Origin of the sequence: Streptomyces sp. MB09-02B (genome assembly GCF_033794485.1) — a bacterium.
GTDB lineage: Bacteria > Actinomycetota > Actinomycetes > Streptomycetales > Streptomycetaceae > Streptomyces.
Map to the genome: position 1 here is coordinate 33132 of NZ_JARGEE010000013.1, position 15386 is coordinate 48517.

The window sequence follows — 15386 nt, forward strand, 5'->3', positions numbered from 1 at the left end:
TGCGAGGCGTGCGCGGCCGCTGCGTGAGGGGGCTGGTGCTCACCGCGGCCGGTGAGTGTGGGATGGCGGTGGCGCGGATGTGGGAGGTGTCGCGGCGGTGGCCCGCGCTGTGGACAGGACGTGGGGGAATCGGGGGCTCCGGGCTTGGGCGGCTCGTGCACCTAGGCCCGGGGCGTGACGGTCGCCGAGGCGCTGGATGCGCCAGACGAGAACTTCGCATGCCGATTTGGCGTCGCTCAAGGAGCGTTGCTGGGCTGCCTGTCGGAGGATGGCTGCGGGGTTGTGGCCTGCGGCTTCGGCGGTGGCGAGGGCAGCGGTGAGTGCGGGCCAGGCAGCCTCGGTGAGGATCTGTCCGGAGTGGGAGGGCAGAACCTCGTGCAGGGTGCGGGCATACCGGTGGACGGTGCCGTCGGAGGGGCGGCGCCCGGCGAGTACGGCGAGGCTGGTGGGGGCGAGCTGGTCGTAGGCGGCCTGGAGATGGATGAGCGTTTGGCGGGCGGCGGCCACCTGCCGGTCGTGGTGGTGCAGCGCGCTGCGGCGCTGGGCTGCGAGGACGACGAGAATGGCGACGTCCAGGAGCATGGCCAGGCCGGTGTGGTCCGCGGGCTGGTAGCGCATGGCTTTCAGAGCGCCGCGCAGTGCGCGGGCGTGCTGGTGGTCGGCGTGGGCACGGGTGTGGGCGGCGTGCTCGAAGGCGACGGCGGCGCGGTGGAGTTCGGCCTTGAGATGGACAGGGGCGTGGGCGGGCAAGGCGTAGAGGACTTCGCTGAAGGCGGTCACGTGGGCTTGGGAGGCGCTGTCGTCGGCGTGATCAAGGTGGTGGGGGATGCGTTCGGCGGCGGCGGTGGCCTGGTGCCAAGGGCTGCGGCGGTAGTGGCCGGCTGGTGAGGTTGCAGTGGTGGTGTGCGCTTCGGTGGCGGCAAGACGCTGCTGGATCTGCGGGAGGGACAGGTCGGTGGCGAGGCTGGAGCCGGAGTACCAGATGGGTGTGCCGTCGTCAGGCAGGGCGACCTTGTAGCCGCCGAGGTCGCCGGAGGGCAGAGTGCGCGTTTCGACCTGAAGGCCGGCGTCGGCGAGCAGGTTGAAGAACTCGTCCAGGTCCTTCGCGTGGGAGAGCGCGGTGCGCACGGTGTGCCGCAGCTGCTCGCGAGCCGTCTTGTGGTGGCCCAGCCGTTTGGCCTTCTCCTGCTCGGCGCGGGTGGGGCGCTTCGCCGCCGGAGTGCCGCTGGCGGCTTGGGGGCCGCGCGGAACCTGGGTGAGGCCGAAGTCCTTTTCGATCCTGCCGAGTTCGGCCATGGCGCGGTGGTAGTCGTTCCAGTTCCGCGGCGGGCGCAGATCGCCGCGGACTTTGGTGGCGACGATGTGGATGTGGTCGTCCGCGTGGCGCACGGCAACCCACCGGCAGGCGTCCGGATCGTCCTCCGGTGCGATGCCGGTCGCATGGACCATGCGTCTGGCGATCGCCGCCCACTCGCCATCGGTCAGGATGCGGTCCTCGGGCGCGGCGCGCACCGAGCAGTGCCACACGTGCCCCTCGGGTGCCTTGTCGCCGGCCTGCTCGACCCGCAGATCCAGGGCCTTGGTGAGCTGGCCGAGCCGCTGCATGTGCCCGGGGCTGTCATACGGGCCGGGGTCAGGAACGAAGTCATCCCAGGACGCGACGATGTGCTGGTCGGTGTGTTCGTTCGCGCGGCCCTTGTCGAAGAGGTACGCCAGGACGCCGTAGGTGTTGTTGCCCGGCTTGACGATGTTCGCGATCAACTCAGGCCGCCCGCCTTCTGCCCGGCTGCCCGGAAGGCCGCGTCGTCGATCGCCCGGACCGTGTCGTGGGCGGTCGCGAGCAGGCGCTCGGCCCGCTGAAGGATCGCGGCGTCCACAGGGTGTGGATCGCCGCCCGAGTTGAGGCGGCGGGCGATCTGGTTGACGTTGTTGCCGATCCGGGCGATCTGCGTCCGCTGGGTGGCGAGTTCGTCAACCGCATCGTCGTAGACAGTGCGAGGGGCGGCGACGGTGATCTCACCGCGGACGCGGGCCATGGTGGCGTCGGCGATGTATCGCGCCATGGTCACGTGCTCGGCTCTCGCCGCCGACTGGATGTCGTGCTTCTCATGCGGCGCAAAGCGGGCGGTGACGTGCTCGGAGCGCTGCGCGTCGAGGTTCGCGCGGCGGTGCGGCGTGCGCTGCTTGGCCTCCGTGACGAGAGCGGTCGGCTGATTGCCGGCGCCCACTCCCTCCTGCTCCGGCACGCCCTCGTGCCGGAGCTGCTCCTCCGCCACCCCCGGGGCGGAGGAGTTTGCGATGGACCGGCCTATGGACGGTCCATCGCCATTGCTTGCTGCGCGTGTGACGGGAGTGGTGACCATCTGCTCTTGGGAAATGGGGAGTTCGGGGTAGTGGTCGCGCACGACGCGATGTCCTTGTGTCGGGGTTGCTGGGGTGGTGGGTTCAGGCGGCGCGCGGTTGCGTGTTGAGCTCGGCGAACTGCTCGGCCGCGAGGTCGAGCAGATCCACCAGGCGCCGCTCCGGGAGGCGAGCTGCGGAGGCCAGGACGCCGTCGATGCGCGGGTCGAGGGTGCTGACGGCATCCAGTCCGGTGGCGCGGGCGACAACCATGCGCAGCTCGGCCTCGAGCCAAGCCCACTGCTCGATGGCGGGCACCGGGGTGTCGTCATCGATCTGGCCCACGGGGCCGATCCTGAGTCGGCTCAGGTAGTGGCCGCCGGCAGAGAGGATGTCGGGAAGGGAGATCTCGTCCTGGGCCATCCATCGTCCGTGTTCCAGCAGAGTGAGGATGGCGCAGCGCAGCAGGGTCATCTCGTCGCGCCCAGGTGCGGTGCAGATGGGGCAGGACCAGTTGTGGCAGTCCCAGGCGGGCGTGGTCGAGCGGGGCATGGCGGAAGGGCCTTTCAGCGATGTGTGGTTAGAGGTGCGGGGGAGAGTTCAGTGGGGGTGGCCGGTACGGGCGGAGTCCTGGTGCTCGGCCTTGACCGCGTTGACGATGCTCTGGGCAAGGTCGGTGCCGACCTGGTGGCCGTCGGCACGGACGGCTGCCTTGAGGGAGTCACGTGAGAGGCGACCCGTCTCGCGGTAGATGCGCTCCGCGTACGCGATGAGGGCATCCCGCGGCAGGTCGGGCTTGCGACCCGGGCGTTTCGGCTCCGGCGCCTCGCCGGGCTCGGCACCCGCGTCTCTGCCCGTACCCACCTTCGCGCCCGCATCAGTAGGGGATTGAGGGCGGACGATGGATTCCGGGCGGTCCGACCGGTGTACGCCTTCGTCGCCCGGATTCGGTACGGCCTCCGGGTGCTCGGGCCTTGCCCGCTTCCCCGCGGCAGTGCGGGGCTGGCTGACTCGCTCTCCGGGCGTCTCCCACCGTTCGGGCAGCGGGAGCGAGGCCAACCGTGTGGCCTGCTGTCGGGTCCCGAGCTTCCGCAGCAGCAGCTCGTCCTGGCGGAGATCACCGTCGACGTCGGCCCTCTCCAGCGCTTCGTGCAGGCGCCGAGTCGCTCGCCGGCCACGCCCCTTGTTGCGCTTCGTCTCGGGCATCGCTTCGATGCGGAGGATCAACGTGACGGCCCGGCTCAGGGCACGCTCGCGGATGAGTCGTGCGGCATCGGCGCCCTGGTCGTGGATGCTCAGGCGCGCCAGGAGCCGCTCGCGTGCCTGCCGGCCGAGGATCGCGAGCAGGCTGCGTGAGGCGGCCTCGGGGGTGTGGTTGCGTAGCTCGATTCCCATGGCCAAGTGCCAGAGGACTGCGGCCATGACCGGGCCGATCAAGGCGCGGACCGTACCGCCGACGGGACCGGACTCGGCGTAGGCGGGGATGATCTGGCCTCCGGTGATCACCCATACCAGGACGCCCGGCGGCCCCGGCGACTGCCTGGGACCCTTCAGGTTCTGGCGCGCCATCAAGGCCATTGCGAACAAGGCCAGTTCAGCGGTAGCGAACATGAAGGCGCGCTCGACGGTGCTGCCCATGTCGAGGTAGTCGGCGGCGAAGCGCCAGCTGGTGTCTGCGCTGTAGGCGGTGCAGCCGATCGCGGCGACAGCGGCAACCGGGATGGCGGCGGTGCCACGTCGCTGCCCGACACCGGGCTTCTGGGCCCGTCGGCGGAGCAGCCATCCAGCGAGCAAGGCGACGACGAGGAACGGCGCGCCGATCGCGAGCAGGGACGAGGGTGCAAAGGGGTAGGTCACGCAGCTCCCTGTCGGGTGATTTCGGCGGCGGCGAGGTCGAGGCGCGTCGGGTGGGGCGTGGTGCGGGGCGCATTGCCTCGGGCACGGCCGTCAAGGCCCACGCGTCGACTGCGGCAGGTTTCGCCCTCGCGGGCATGGCACCAGGGGCACCGGACGCCAAGGGCATCCGGGAGCCCTGCGGCGACGGCGGCCTCGCGTGCGGCACGGGCCGGACGGTAGGGGGCGAGCGCGGCGCGGATTGTCGGTGGGACGCACGATCCGATGGCGCGCACGCGGGCCTCCACGTCGGGGTGTGGGCCACCGTTGGTGAGCTGTCGGTGCGTCGAGGGCGCAGCCGTTCCGGTGGCCACGGCCTGCCGGGTGCCGAGCAGTTCGGCCCGCCATGCGGTCGGGTCGTCGGGGTCGGCGGCCGGCGCGGGGTCGGTGTGCCGGTCGAGACGGTCGCGGCGGTACATGCGCCACGCGCGGGCGACGTCCACGGGCAGGATCGGGTAGGGCGAGCCGAGGACGTGCGCCCGAATCGCCTCGCGGACATCCCAGCCGTAGTCCGTGGCGAAGGGGACGTCGTGGAGCAGTTCGTGCCACTGGGCGAGCTGGTCGCGAGCCTCGCCTGGGTCGGTACGGATCGTGCGGGGGTCCAGGCGGCCGATGTAGGCGAGGACGGCGGCGACTTCGCGGCGTTCCAAGGGAGTGGGTTACTCCATTCCTGTCGGTTCGTCGAGGGCGGCGAGGAGGGCGGCAGTGTGTGCTTCGGCGCGGGTCATGCCGCCTGCGAGTGGGGCGGCACCGCCGGGCAGGGCGTGCAGGTTCGGCCGTTCCGGGATGGGAGTGCGTTCCCGGGCGATCCATGTGCGCCAGTCGGCGCCCCACGCGGCGGCGGGGCGGGGCGCCCACGTCGCCCGGTAGGTGCGCCACTTCTCGTCGGCCGCCCGCAGACCGTGCTCGCCGAGTCGGGCGAGGTGCCCGTCGTGCCGCAGCCAGACCCAGGTGGCGTCGTCGATCTCCCACTGGACGGCGGTGATGAGGGAGGCAGAGCTGCTGCTCTTACCGTTCACCTTCGGTTCACTACCGTTCTGGGGGTCGGAATCCGTGCCCCCTGAGGGCTGGAATGCGGTCCCCCCAGGGGTCGGAATCCGGTCCCCGGGGCCGTTAACCCGCTCCCCTTCAAAGACGCCGGCAGGGTCGGATTCCGGCCTTCCGAGGGTCGGAATCCGTGCCCCCGGCGGGGCCGAGTTCCGGTCCCCCTCGTCTGCTTGGTCGGCGAGGAAGGCAGCGGCGATCGGGAGGTGGTAGTACGTCTCTCCGCGCGGCCCCTTACGGCCCGCGAGCTGCGTCAGCTCCCCGCTGGCGATCAGCTTCGTGAGGGCGTCGCGCACGGCCGTACGGGAGGCGTTCGAGCGCTTCATGAGGGTGGGCACGGACGCGTACGCGATGCAGCGGCGATCGCGGCACCGGTCGGCGATCAGGGCGAGGACCATGCGGGCGGTGCCCTTGCTGTTGCTGTGGTCCCACACCCATTCGCGGGCGTCGTAGCTCATCGGGTGGCGGCTCCTTCATCAGGGCAGGCGGGTGCGACGGGCCCTCTTCGGGCGGTGCACAGGTGGGGGTGGGGTACGGTCCCCGGTGCCGACGTGTCGGTGGGGGCCGCGAGGGCGCCGGGCAGATGAGACCCAGCCACGGTTGACTCCTTGGCCCAGGCGCGCTGGGGTCTCTGTTTCTGCGGGCCAGCGCTCCAGGCGGAACACCAAGACAGCCACACCCGCGCGCGAAGATCCAGCGTTCGGCCGAGAAACCACACAGCTCACGGCGAACGCGTCCTTGGCGGCGTATCCGAAGCTGCCAGCCGGTGCGCTGATGCCGGTTGATGGCGACTGCAGGGCCGCCCTGCGAGCTACTGCTGGCCGTCCTAGGACCCGCGACGAGGCGGGACCGCTCTCCGGCTCCAGTCAGGCAGCCTGAACGTAGGTCGAGGTAGAGAGCAGGTCCGCGAGCCGCGCGGCGCTCCGTGGGCTGATCGTCGTCGTGAACCCCGCGCATACGCGCTGGAGAGCGGCGTCCCTCGCCGAGTCCACCTTCTGACGGACGGCGCGGGCTCCTTCGGGGGCGATGACGGGCCGGATGACGGCGGGTTCGGTCTGGCGTTGGGGCATGGACGTCCTCAGGGCGGCGTTCGGTCGGCGACCCGCCGGTGTGTGGTGAGGGCCGGCGGGTTGGCTGGGGAGGTCCATGCTCCGGAGAATCGCCGGTTGGGCTAACCGGCGATCGTCGGCTATGTTGCGCCCTTCATCGCCTCGGTCGGCAGGGCGAATTCCACCGGCCTCGCCCCGCTACAGCGGGTTCTGCTCGATGCTGATCCGGTCCCAGTCCATGAACCGGCCGAACTTCTTCGGCTCGTCGATGACCACCCCGGAGAACAGGAACCGCAGCACCGCGTTGCGCCGCTCATCCGTCATGTCCTCGGCGTCCCAGGCGGCCCGCGCGCCCGCGCCCGTCAGCCCGTCGAGAAGCACCATCGGCCGGACGACGACCTTGCGCTGCGCCTTCGCGATGCGATCGGTGATCTCCTTGCGCATCTTGCGGTACTCCGCCGTGGAGATCTCCTTCGCGGTCCACATCTGATTCAGTTCGCCGAGCAGCCGCTGGTCGTCCTCCAGCTCCTCGGTCACGCTCTCGGAGAGGTTGCTGCTGGCGAGTCGGCCGTCCACCCGTAGCTTGCCGAGCAGCTCGACCGCGGCGTCGGCGACGAAGTCCTCCAGCGTCTGGGCCATGATCGACCGGGTGCACTTCTTCTCGTCGTTCCGGCCCCGGCGGTTGCACTGGTAGACCGGGCCGGTGCCCTTCGCCGTACCGGACATCATCGTCCCGCACCGCCCGCACATCACCAGGCCGCGCAGCAGGTAATAGCGCTGTGCGGGCTTGCTGAGCACCTCCCGGTACACCGCCGACCGGTACTCGCGCCGCGTCCGCACCTCCGCCCACACGCCTGCGTCGATGATCGCGGGCCAGGTGCCGGGGCCGACCTCCTCGCCCTGGTGCATGCGGATGCCGGCGACGTGCCGGGAGTCGAGCAGCGCACGGACGGTGCCGCTGTTCCATGCCTTGCCGCCAGCCGTCTGGATACCCCGCCTGTGCAGGTCCTTCGCGATGGGCGCCGCGCCTTCGCCCTTCAGATAGCGGTCGAACACCTCCCGGACGATCTCGGCCTCCTCCTCGATGATCGTCATCCCGCCCTTGGTGTAGCCGAACCGTCTCACTCCACCTTGAGGCTTGCCCTCCTGCGCCCGCTCCTGCATCGCGGACTTCAACCGCCGTGAGGTGTCGTCCGAGGAGCGGCAGGCGTGCGCGACCTCGATGCGGAGGATGAAGCGGTCGTCGGGGTCGGAGAGGTCCCGCCGGTTCGCCTCGCCGTGGAGGGTGATGGCGTGGTCGTCGGAGACCTGGAGCAGCTCCTCCAGGTCTCGGGGCTGCCGCATGAGCCGGTCGGGGTGGTAGGCGATGACGTGCCGGAAGGTACGGTTCCGGGCATCCTCCAGCAGGCGGTCCCAGCCTGGCCGCTTCCGTTTGCGACTCCAAGCAGAGCGGCTGTTGTCCACGAAGATGTGGGCGGGATCGATGACGAAGCCGCGCCGTTCGGCGATCTCGCGGCAGATGCGCTCCTGGCGGTCGACGCCCGTCTGATCGTCGTCGTCCGCCTGGGATATGCGGCAGTAGATGGCGGCCGGCTCACCGGCGGTGCTGGAGTTGCCCCTGGTGGGCCTGTTGTACGACACGTGAATGAGTGTACGAACGAGGAGTGGCCTGGGTTACCGGCGCCCCCGATCTCGTCACCGCCGTCCGCTCGGCGAAGCAGTACCTGACGTATGTCGCCTCCGGGCCCTTCCAATACGCCGTGGCCGAGGCCCTGCGTCTGCCCGACTCGTACTTCGAGGAGTTCCGCGCGGACATGCTGACCAAGCGGGACCTGCTCGCGGGCGGCCTGGAGCGGGCGGGTTTCACGGTCTTCCGTCCGGCCGGCACGTACTTCATCACCACCGACATCCGCCCCCTCGGCGAGAGCGACGGCTTCGCCTTCTGCCGTTCACTGCCGGAGCGCTGCGGGGTGGTCGCGATCCCCAACGCGGTCTTCTACGACCACCGCGAGCACGGCGCACCCTTTGTTCGCTTCGCATTCTGCAAGCGGACAGGCGTGCTGGAGGAGGCGGCCTCCCGACTCAAGACGCTGGCCCCCTGACGGCAACAGACGTACCAGGATCTGTACCGGCCACACGGCCTGGTTGCCACGAGCCCCCGCGCACCCGCACTCGACTGCCGCCAGGCCCGCTGACAGCACCCCCGGATCATGCAGGACAGGGGCAGGAAAGAGTCATACCGGCCCCGAAGGAAACGAACCCGAGCTGGGCTCTACGCGGGAGGTGATGGGCGGGCAGTAGCCCTCCTCGGCCAGCCAGGCGCGGGCCCTGCCGCGCTGTCGCTCATCGCGGAACCGGTGGTACCGGCGCCAGGAGTGCTCGTCACCGGCGAGGACGTCCTTGAAGCGCCGGAAGGCACCCCGCCCGCCGATGGCGATCCGCAGCCGGTTGGCAAGGGTGGCGTCCCCGACCTCTTCGATGAACAGCTCCATGTCCCGGTAACCGGCCCGGGACCCCAGAGCCGGAACGTACAGCCATCGCTCGGGGTCGTCGTCCTCCTCGGCCTCGGGCCCAGGCCCCGGCTCATCGGTGAGCGCAGGCCGGCACTCCCCGGTGGACAGAGCGACCCGGCCACCGGACTCGGCCGGGTCGCTCTCCAGCAGCATGGCGAGCATCTCCAGATCGACCGCGAGCGGGCGCAGGAAGGGGATCGCCGCGTCACCCGCGGCCGCGCGCAACCGATCCGCCAGTTCCTCATCGCCCCGGAAGCCGCGCTCCTGGAGCGCGCCGAGAAACAGGGCTGCCATCTCCGCAGCCCCCGGCAGGCCCTGTGCCGCGGTCCCGGCCACACCGTCGCCGGCCAGCTGCAGCACCTCACGCACGGGTCCACGACGCAACGCCGCAAGCAGCGTCACCCCGTCCTGCGCGTGGAGCGCACCACGCAGGGCCCGCAGTCCGCCCTCGTCCCATCCCTCAACCACGACCCCGACGGTAACGCGTCGCCAAGGACGTACGACGCCGGAACCATCGGTTCCCTCTGCCCGGCGCCCGGGGGCAGACGGTGTCGCCCGGTCAGCGGCGCCGCTTGCGGCCGCTCTTGCCTGAGGAGCGCCGAGCCTTCCGGGCGCGGCCGACACCGGCGCCGTGCGTACCCAGTGCCCGGGCCGCCAACTGCCTGAGCTCGTCCAGTCCCGCCCGGTCCGGGTGCGCGGAGTCCAACGCGGCGGCAACCGCGTCCCTGGCCTGGGGGCCCTGGGCACGCAGCATCTCCTCGGCGCCGTCCCCTCCGCCCGCCAACTCCACGAGCTGAAGCAGGCTCTCGGCGAGCACCAGCAGCTGCTCGGCGTCGGTCATGTCCTCGGGGGACAGCAACTCACGGTGCGCCAACGCGTTCAGCGCCAGCGGCGCCAGCTGTGTGTCTCGCCGCAGCGTGCGCAGCATCCCCTCCCCCTCACCGTCCAACGCCACCGACAACACGTCGAGCGTCGCCTGCGCACGCGTGCGGAAGGTCATGGACCTCACCGCGTCGGTCAGTTGCCGCAGGGCACCTTCCCGCTCGCCACGGGCCGTGATCCAGCCGGCCAGCTCCGTCCGGGCGGCGTCCGGGTCGTAGTCCTCGGCCAGCACCCCCAGCAGGCCGGCCGCCGACGCCTGGGCCAGTTCACCGACCACCGGTGCGTCCCTGCCGACCGCAAGCAACCGCTGTCGTACGGCCCGGGTACCGAGCTCGGTGAGACGGATGAGCTCGACCGGCCCGGCGGTCAGCTCCTCTCGCCGGGCATCGGCACGCTCCCGCGCCGCCGGGTCCGTTGCCGGCCCCGCGCCGCCCAGCAGCTCCGCGAACTCCGGCGGCATGTCCGCGGGCAGCTCGGGACCGGCGTCGGAGAGGTCGATGTCCAGGAACACCGGATCGGCCATCCCACGGTCCCGCTCGATCGCGCCCAGGTCGACCAGCAGGTCGAGCACCGCGCGCAGGTCCCGGTCGGCGTGCTCGAACCACATCCGGTGCTGAGGGTCCGACCCGGCGTCGAGCTGGAAGGAGGCCCGATAGGCCAGGTGCACCGTGTCGCGCAGCCGCGGCCAGGGCATCGGGTACGGCAGGCTGTAGAGCGTGTTCAGCACATCGTCCAGGATGTCCTCGTAGACGTCGAAGAGCATCGACTCGACGTGCCAGCCGCTGCGCGCCCCGATCAGAGCCTGCCGCAGTTCGAAGCACGCGTCGAAGGCGCGCAGCCACAGCTGGAGCGGGTCGGCCAGCACCGGCCGGGCCTTGGCCACCGCGTACAGCCGCCCCTTGACCACCCGGACCAGGCGCGCCTTCTTCGCCCACTCCACCAGCAGTCCCAGCCGCGGCAGGTCGGCCGAGGAGCGCACCCCCTCGATCTTGTCGCCGGTGCCGAGTACGTCCACCAGCTCACGGGCCTCCGCCATCCGCAGCCGTCCCGTCGCCGTCACCGGTCGGCCGCCCTGCCCCGCCCATTCGGTGAGTCCGCGCAACCGCGCCACGGTCGTCGACGCCTCGGCCCGTCGGCGCAGTTCGTCGTCCGGGGGAAGCATCACGGGCAGTTGCGGCTCGGCCCGGGCCACGCCCGACAGCGCGCGGCCGGTCAGCCGCCGTTCCATGATCGCGGCGAGAGCCTGCTGATCGTAGGCGACCTCTCCGCGCTGCGCCCGGTCCGCGAAGCGCTGAAACGCCGCCCCGTCCTGGACGTCCACGCCCTGCTCCGCGGCCGTCATCGCCCAGAACTTCGCCAATCCCCAGCGCGTGCGGTCCGTCATCGCCGCCAGATGCTGGTCCGCGACCCTGTCGACCGCGCCAAGGGAATCCTGGAGTGAGGGGCCGCGTGGATCCGCCAACCGCGCGGCGTGCAGAAAGCGCAGCAGCGTACGCAGTGTGCCCGGGACGTCGGCGCGTTCCTCCCCGGGAAGCTCGGTGACCTGCTGGGGAAGCCAGGAGAGGAGGAACTCCTCCACATGGCGCGACTCCCACAACCCCAGTCGGCCGTCGGCAGTCGCCCGGTGCCGGTAGTCCAGAGCCGTCTCAGCCGTGAACCCGTCCACCGTCAGCCCCTGCTCCCCGGCCCACCGGACGAGGCGGTCCACCAGCAGCCCGCACGCCGCCTCGAACTCTTCCTCGGCCTCGGGTTCGAACCGCATCCGCATGAATTCGTCCACCCTGTCAGCAGCCGTCCTTGCCGCTCCACGCTATCGGCCTCAGGGGCCGGACATGGTGGTTGTCACCCACAGCCACCGCGGCTTCGAACCTCCTTGCGAGGAACCGGACTTCGTCGTCCGGCCTCACGGCAGGGGACCGGCCGCGCCCGGGAGTCTTCGTCAGCGGGCGTCTGACTCGGGCTCCGGGCGCGGGAGCTCGTCGAGGTCGAGGGTGAAGGTGCGGCCGTCGGCCAGGGGGATGGGGAGTTTGCCCGTCCCGTACTTGTGGGTGTGTGCCGCGATGTAACCGGTGGCGGTCGGCTGGGTGTGGAGGACGACTTCCTGGGCGTACGGGTCGACGACCAGGTAGATCGGGATGCCGTAGCGACCGTACTTGGCCGTGCAGTCGTCGTAGTCCTTGCGCGCGGAGGAGGTCGAGACGACCTCGGAGATCAGCAGGACGTCCTCGAAGCCGTAGCGCTTGCCTTCCCGGCGGGCGTCCTCGCGAAGGATCACGAGATCCGGGGCGGAGTTCTCGTCGGCGGGGAAGTCGATGTAGACGTCGGAGGCGGTCTTCGCATGGCGTCCGAGGGACACGATCGTGTCGTACTGCATCGACTTGATCGTGCTGGAGTGCTCGAAGCTCTGCGGAGTCATGATCACCTTTCCGTCAGCTCCGAACAGGACCGTGTATCCCTTGGGGAACTCGGTGTGCACGATCGCGTCGACGCTCATGGACGGCTCCTTCCCGTGTGTGGTCAGGATACGACGGGCAGTGCCGCGTGACCGAGCCCTGCGGTAGGGCCCGGAGACCGGTCCGGACAGGTTGTGCCGCCCGCTCACCGCCGGTGCCGGAGGTCCGCAGCGGGGCCTGGTCGCACCACACAGGAATAGGTAGGCCAACGAGGAGTCACCTGGGTGACGGCCGCGCCCGCGCTGGTGACGGCGGTGCGCTCGGCGAAGCAGGTACCTCACCTATGTGGCGTCCGGGCCGTTCCAGTACGCCGTCGCCGAGGCCCTCGCGCTGCCGGACAGCTACTTCGACGCGTTCCGCGCGGACATGCTGGCCAAGCGCGACCTGCTGTCGGCGGGGCTCGCGGACGCCGGCTTCGCGGTGTTCCGGCCGTCCGGGACGTATTCATCACCACCGACATCCGCCCCCTCGGCGAGACCGACGGCTTCGCCTTCTGCCGTGCGCTGCCCGAGCGGGCCGGTGTCGTCGCCATCCCCAACGCGGTCTTCTACGACCACCGCGAGCAAGGCGCACCCTTCGTACGGTTCGCGTTCTGCAAGCGGACGTCTGATTACTCGGTGTGTTTGGGATGCCTGGTCGATGCGTAGACGAGAATGACAGTCGAGGTCTCCGGGCTGACCAGGTATATCGCACCCTGCCACCACTCGTGATTTCGTATTCCCACTGTTCCAGGGCGGAGCCCTTCCATTCCTTAGGGGCGTGCCTGCCGCGAAGTTGGTGCTGACGGTTCCAGTTGGCCCGCTCCAGCGGATCCGTGCGAAGGGCTTCCAGGCGGCGATGCGCGTTCGGCAACGCCACCCGGCACAACTCCTCCCAACCGGTCGCGGCCTCCGTCGTCCCGTGGATGACGTTCCAGCCACTCAGCGGCGGGACACTTACCCGGTCGCCTTTCTTCGGGCTCACCCGTGCGCCTCGACCGGGCCGAGGTCGACGTCACCGAGCGGACGGAGTGCTTCCCGGAGCTGGACAGGGTCAGCGTTGATCCGGGCGGTTGCCCGCCACGAGACGATCGCTCGGTGCACGGCCTCCCGGGCGCCCAGCTCAGCGGCGTCGGACAACGCCTCCAGGAGCTCGAGGTCTCCAGGTCCCGGCTCTTGATCCGTCCGTCCTTCGACAGCGGAACCCAGGAGCGGTCGAGACCATGCGTGATCCACTCCTCGTCCGGGATGTCCTGGCCGTCGTCCGGGAAGACGTCCCCGATGCGGTGAACCGTCCACCCGCAGGCTCTCAGTCCCTCCGCCACACGACGACCTGGATTCCGGTCGAGGAAGAATTCGAGGACTCAGGCGACAAGGTGCACCACTGCCTGGCAGAGCGCGTCCACCTGCTCAGGCGTCATCTCGTGGTCGTACGCGATGTCCTCGACCGTCTCGCCGGCCTCCCACAGGTCGGTGATGGCCTGGACCGTGACGCGGTTCGCGGCCACAACAGGGAGTCCGTGACCGAACCTCGGGTCGATCACGACGGGGACGGAGTCCGGGTACTGCCTCAGTCGCAGGCTGGAGGGAAAGTCGCCGCCCGGCTCCCAGCTGAGGTAGCGGAGGTAGTCCGAAACCACCTCATGGATGGGGACCTGGCCGTCGCGGGCTCTACGGAGATCCCCCAGCCGTGCTCGACGAAGATGTCCACGCCGTCCGTGGCGATCCGCTTGGAGACGAGACCGTAGGGAGTGTCAAAGGCGTCCCGTACTGCTGCGGCCGCCTCCCTGATCTCGCTCATGCGGAGCCCCAGAGAACGCAGAGAACGCAGGGCGTGCGCCTCGGCCACCGCGATGAACGGCACCGACGGCTGCCCTTTCCGTAGCGGCTCCACCTGGCGGACCAGGGGTACTCCGGCAGCTTTGCCCTTCAGCCACGAGGTGAGGGTCGACTGAGGGATCTGAAGGTAGGAGGCTGTTTCCGTGGGCGTCAGAAGTCCGTCCGTGAACCTGTCGACCATGCCCCACCTCCTCTTGGCGTCTGGCTTCGCACGTGCCACATCAAGCCCCCCACCTGCGGGTGGACCGCATACCCTGCCACCGGCTCAGCCCGTCGCGGGGAGTTGGTCCCGGGTCCGGCAGTCCCGGCAGTGGCTGTGTCCCGCGGAGCGGAAGCCCCGGTCGCAGCCGTCGCAGTTCCGCATTCTCAGGACCGTCGGGCGCTCTGCGGTCTCGGGGCTTCCGGTCTCCGGTGCGATCAGTGGAGTCTCCTTGAGCCGGTAGGCGAGGATGCCGACCGGGCGGACGAGGAGGTCCGCCGGGAGTCGTGCGGTGAGGAGGTCGGTGATCTGGGTGGGCAGCAGGCCTGCCCCGAGCCACCGGGTGACGGCGGGGGCGAGGCGGGCGGCTTCCCGCTCGGACAGGACGAGGCGGGGATCGACCCGGCGGAGTCCGGCGAGTACGACGATGGCTCGGGGGTCGACCTCGGCGTCAGCGTCGGCGTCAGCGAGCGGGACCGGTGACCCGGCGCCGGTCTCGGGCTCGTTCTTGGCCTCCGCTTCCGGCTCCGCCGCCTCCTCAGCCGGTACGGGCGTCTCCACCGTGTCCTGCACGGCCCCGGACGCGGGCGCGGAAGTGGCAGCGGCGGTCTGCTTGCGGGGGCGACGAGGCTTGGGGGGCCCGGGAGGCCCGTCCGGGTCCGGGGCTGGTTCGCCGCCGGGGACGTCGTAGAAGTACGTACGGGTGCGGACCTGGCCGGTGGGGGTCCGTTCGCGGCGGCGCTCCAGGTATCCGGCCGCTTCCAGCTCCCTCAGCGCTCGCGAGACCAGGATCTCGCCCTCGTCGAAGTGCGCGCACAGGGCGGCGATGCTCACGCACGTGCCGTCCGGCAGGGAGGAGATGTACGCCGCGACACCGACCGTGACCGCGCTGCCGCGCCGCTGGGCCAGGACGTTGGAGATCACCGTGAAGTCGGCCGTGAGGCGGGTGCGTACGTGGATCACGCCGGAAGTCGGAGTTCCGGCGTCGGCGCGCAGGGGCGCGTTAGACTGCGGGCCAGCCATCGGGAAGCGTTCTCTTCCTGATCGGTCAGGCCCTCGTTCGGGATGCCAGTCCCGGCCGGGGGCCGATGTCTGTCTTCGGTTGTCGCGGCGAACGTAACCGCCCAGATCCCACGCCTGCAAGCCCGTCACTCGGACGGGTGACGCGGGTCTCCCGGCCAGGGACTGTCCTTTAA

At 70.5% G+C, this 15386-nt stretch carries 15 protein-coding genes and 2 pseudogenes; 2 read left to right on the forward strand and 15 right to left on the reverse strand.

The annotated features are described in order from the left end of the window. Positions 1–39: 39 nt before the first annotated feature. The 8 genes from P1P70_RS03940 to P1P70_RS03975 all read right to left on the reverse strand — a co-directional run bounded on the left by P1P70_RS03940 (position 40) and on the right by P1P70_RS03975 (position 7967). Positions 40–1761 carry a relaxase/mobilization nuclease domain-containing protein gene (locus P1P70_RS03940; protein WP_319234610.1) on the reverse strand — a complete coding sequence of 574 codons (1722 nt, stop codon included), beginning with the start codon at positions 1759–1761 and terminating at the stop codon, positions 40–42. Then, positions 1758–2363 carry a MobC family plasmid mobilization relaxosome protein gene (locus tag P1P70_RS03945; RefSeq protein ID WP_413471416.1) on the reverse strand — a complete coding sequence of 202 codons (606 nt, stop codon included), beginning with the start codon at positions 2361–2363 and terminating at the stop codon, positions 1758–1760. Before P1P70_RS03945 ends, P1P70_RS03940 begins: the two co-directional genes overlap by 4 nt. A gap of 82 nt (positions 2364–2445) precedes the next feature. Beyond that, on the reverse strand, positions 2446–2892 hold the full coding sequence (locus P1P70_RS03950; RefSeq protein WP_319234613.1) for a hypothetical protein: 447 nt from the start codon (positions 2890–2892) through the stop codon (positions 2446–2448). A gap of 48 nt (positions 2893–2940) precedes the next feature. After that, positions 2941–4197: a hypothetical protein gene (locus P1P70_RS03955; RefSeq protein WP_319234614.1), complete on the reverse strand. Its 1257-nt coding sequence runs from the start codon at positions 4195–4197 to the stop codon at positions 2941–2943. Continuing rightward, complete coding sequence (locus P1P70_RS03960; RefSeq protein WP_319234616.1) at positions 4194–4883, reverse strand: hypothetical protein; 690 nt, start codon at positions 4881–4883, stop codon at positions 4194–4196. Before P1P70_RS03960 ends, P1P70_RS03955 begins: the two co-directional genes overlap by 4 nt. Positions 4884–4892: 9 nt before the next feature. Next, entirely contained in the window at positions 4893–5735 is an 843-nt protein-coding gene (locus tag P1P70_RS03965; protein WP_319234617.1) for a helix-turn-helix domain-containing protein, read from the reverse strand. 408 nt (positions 5736–6143) lie between these two features. Then, positions 6144–6347: a hypothetical protein gene (locus P1P70_RS03970; RefSeq protein ID WP_319234619.1), complete on the reverse strand. Its 204-nt coding sequence runs from the start codon at positions 6345–6347 to the stop codon at positions 6144–6146. 177 nt (positions 6348–6524) lie between these two features. Next, positions 6525–7967 (reverse strand): recombinase family protein, encoded by a 1443-nt coding sequence (locus P1P70_RS03975; RefSeq protein WP_319234621.1) that lies wholly within the window; start codon positions 7965–7967, stop codon positions 6525–6527. Positions 7968–7990: 23 nt separating this feature from the next. On the opposite strand from P1P70_RS03975, the pseudogene P1P70_RS03980 reads away from it, so the two are divergent. After that, positions 7991–8428 (forward strand): annotated as a pseudogene (locus P1P70_RS03980) (aminotransferase class I/II-fold pyridoxal phosphate-dependent enzyme); the annotation flags it as partial. 132 nt (positions 8429–8560) lie between these two features. Here P1P70_RS03980 and P1P70_RS03985 read toward each other — a convergent pair. The 3 genes from P1P70_RS03985 to P1P70_RS03995 all read right to left on the reverse strand — a co-directional run bounded on the left by P1P70_RS03985 (position 8561) and on the right by P1P70_RS03995 (position 12215). Further along, positions 8561–9307 (reverse strand): UPF0158 family protein, encoded by a 747-nt coding sequence (locus P1P70_RS03985; protein WP_319234622.1) that lies wholly within the window; start codon positions 9305–9307, stop codon positions 8561–8563. Between the two features lie 91 nt (positions 9308–9398). Further along, complete coding sequence (locus tag P1P70_RS03990) at positions 9399–11501, reverse strand: hypothetical protein (protein WP_319234624.1); 2103 nt, start codon at positions 11499–11501, stop codon at positions 9399–9401. Between the two features lie 159 nt (positions 11502–11660). Then, the gene (locus P1P70_RS03995; RefSeq protein WP_319234625.1) at positions 11661–12215 is read right to left on the reverse strand and encodes a Uma2 family endonuclease; all 555 of its coding nucleotides are present in this window, start codon (positions 12213–12215) and stop codon (positions 11661–11663) included. Positions 12216–12389: 174 nt separating this feature from the next. Between P1P70_RS03995 and P1P70_RS04000 the strand changes: the two are divergent. Further along, positions 12390–12821: pseudogene (locus P1P70_RS04000) on the forward strand (aminotransferase class I/II-fold pyridoxal phosphate-dependent enzyme); the annotation flags it as partial. Between the two features lie 104 nt (positions 12822–12925). Here P1P70_RS04000 and P1P70_RS04005 read toward each other — a convergent pair. From P1P70_RS04005 to P1P70_RS04020, 4 genes are all read right to left on the reverse strand, one after another. After that, positions 12926–13477: a hypothetical protein gene (locus P1P70_RS04005; protein WP_319234627.1), complete on the reverse strand. Its 552-nt coding sequence runs from the start codon at positions 13475–13477 to the stop codon at positions 12926–12928. Positions 13478–13516: 39 nt separating this feature from the next. Continuing rightward, entirely contained in the window at positions 13517–13660 is a 144-nt protein-coding gene (locus P1P70_RS04010; protein WP_319234629.1) for a DUF433 domain-containing protein, read from the reverse strand. A 62-nt stretch (positions 13661–13722) separates the two neighbouring features. Then, a complete protein-coding gene (locus P1P70_RS04015) occupies positions 13723–14172 on the reverse strand; it encodes a hypothetical protein (protein ID WP_319234631.1) in 450 nt (149 codons plus the stop codon). An 84-nt stretch (positions 14173–14256) separates the two neighbouring features. After that, positions 14257–15213, reverse strand: a complete 957-nt coding sequence (locus P1P70_RS04020) for a hypothetical protein (RefSeq protein ID WP_319234632.1) — start codon at positions 15211–15213, stop codon at positions 14257–14259. Between the last annotated feature and the right edge of the window lie 173 nt (positions 15214–15386).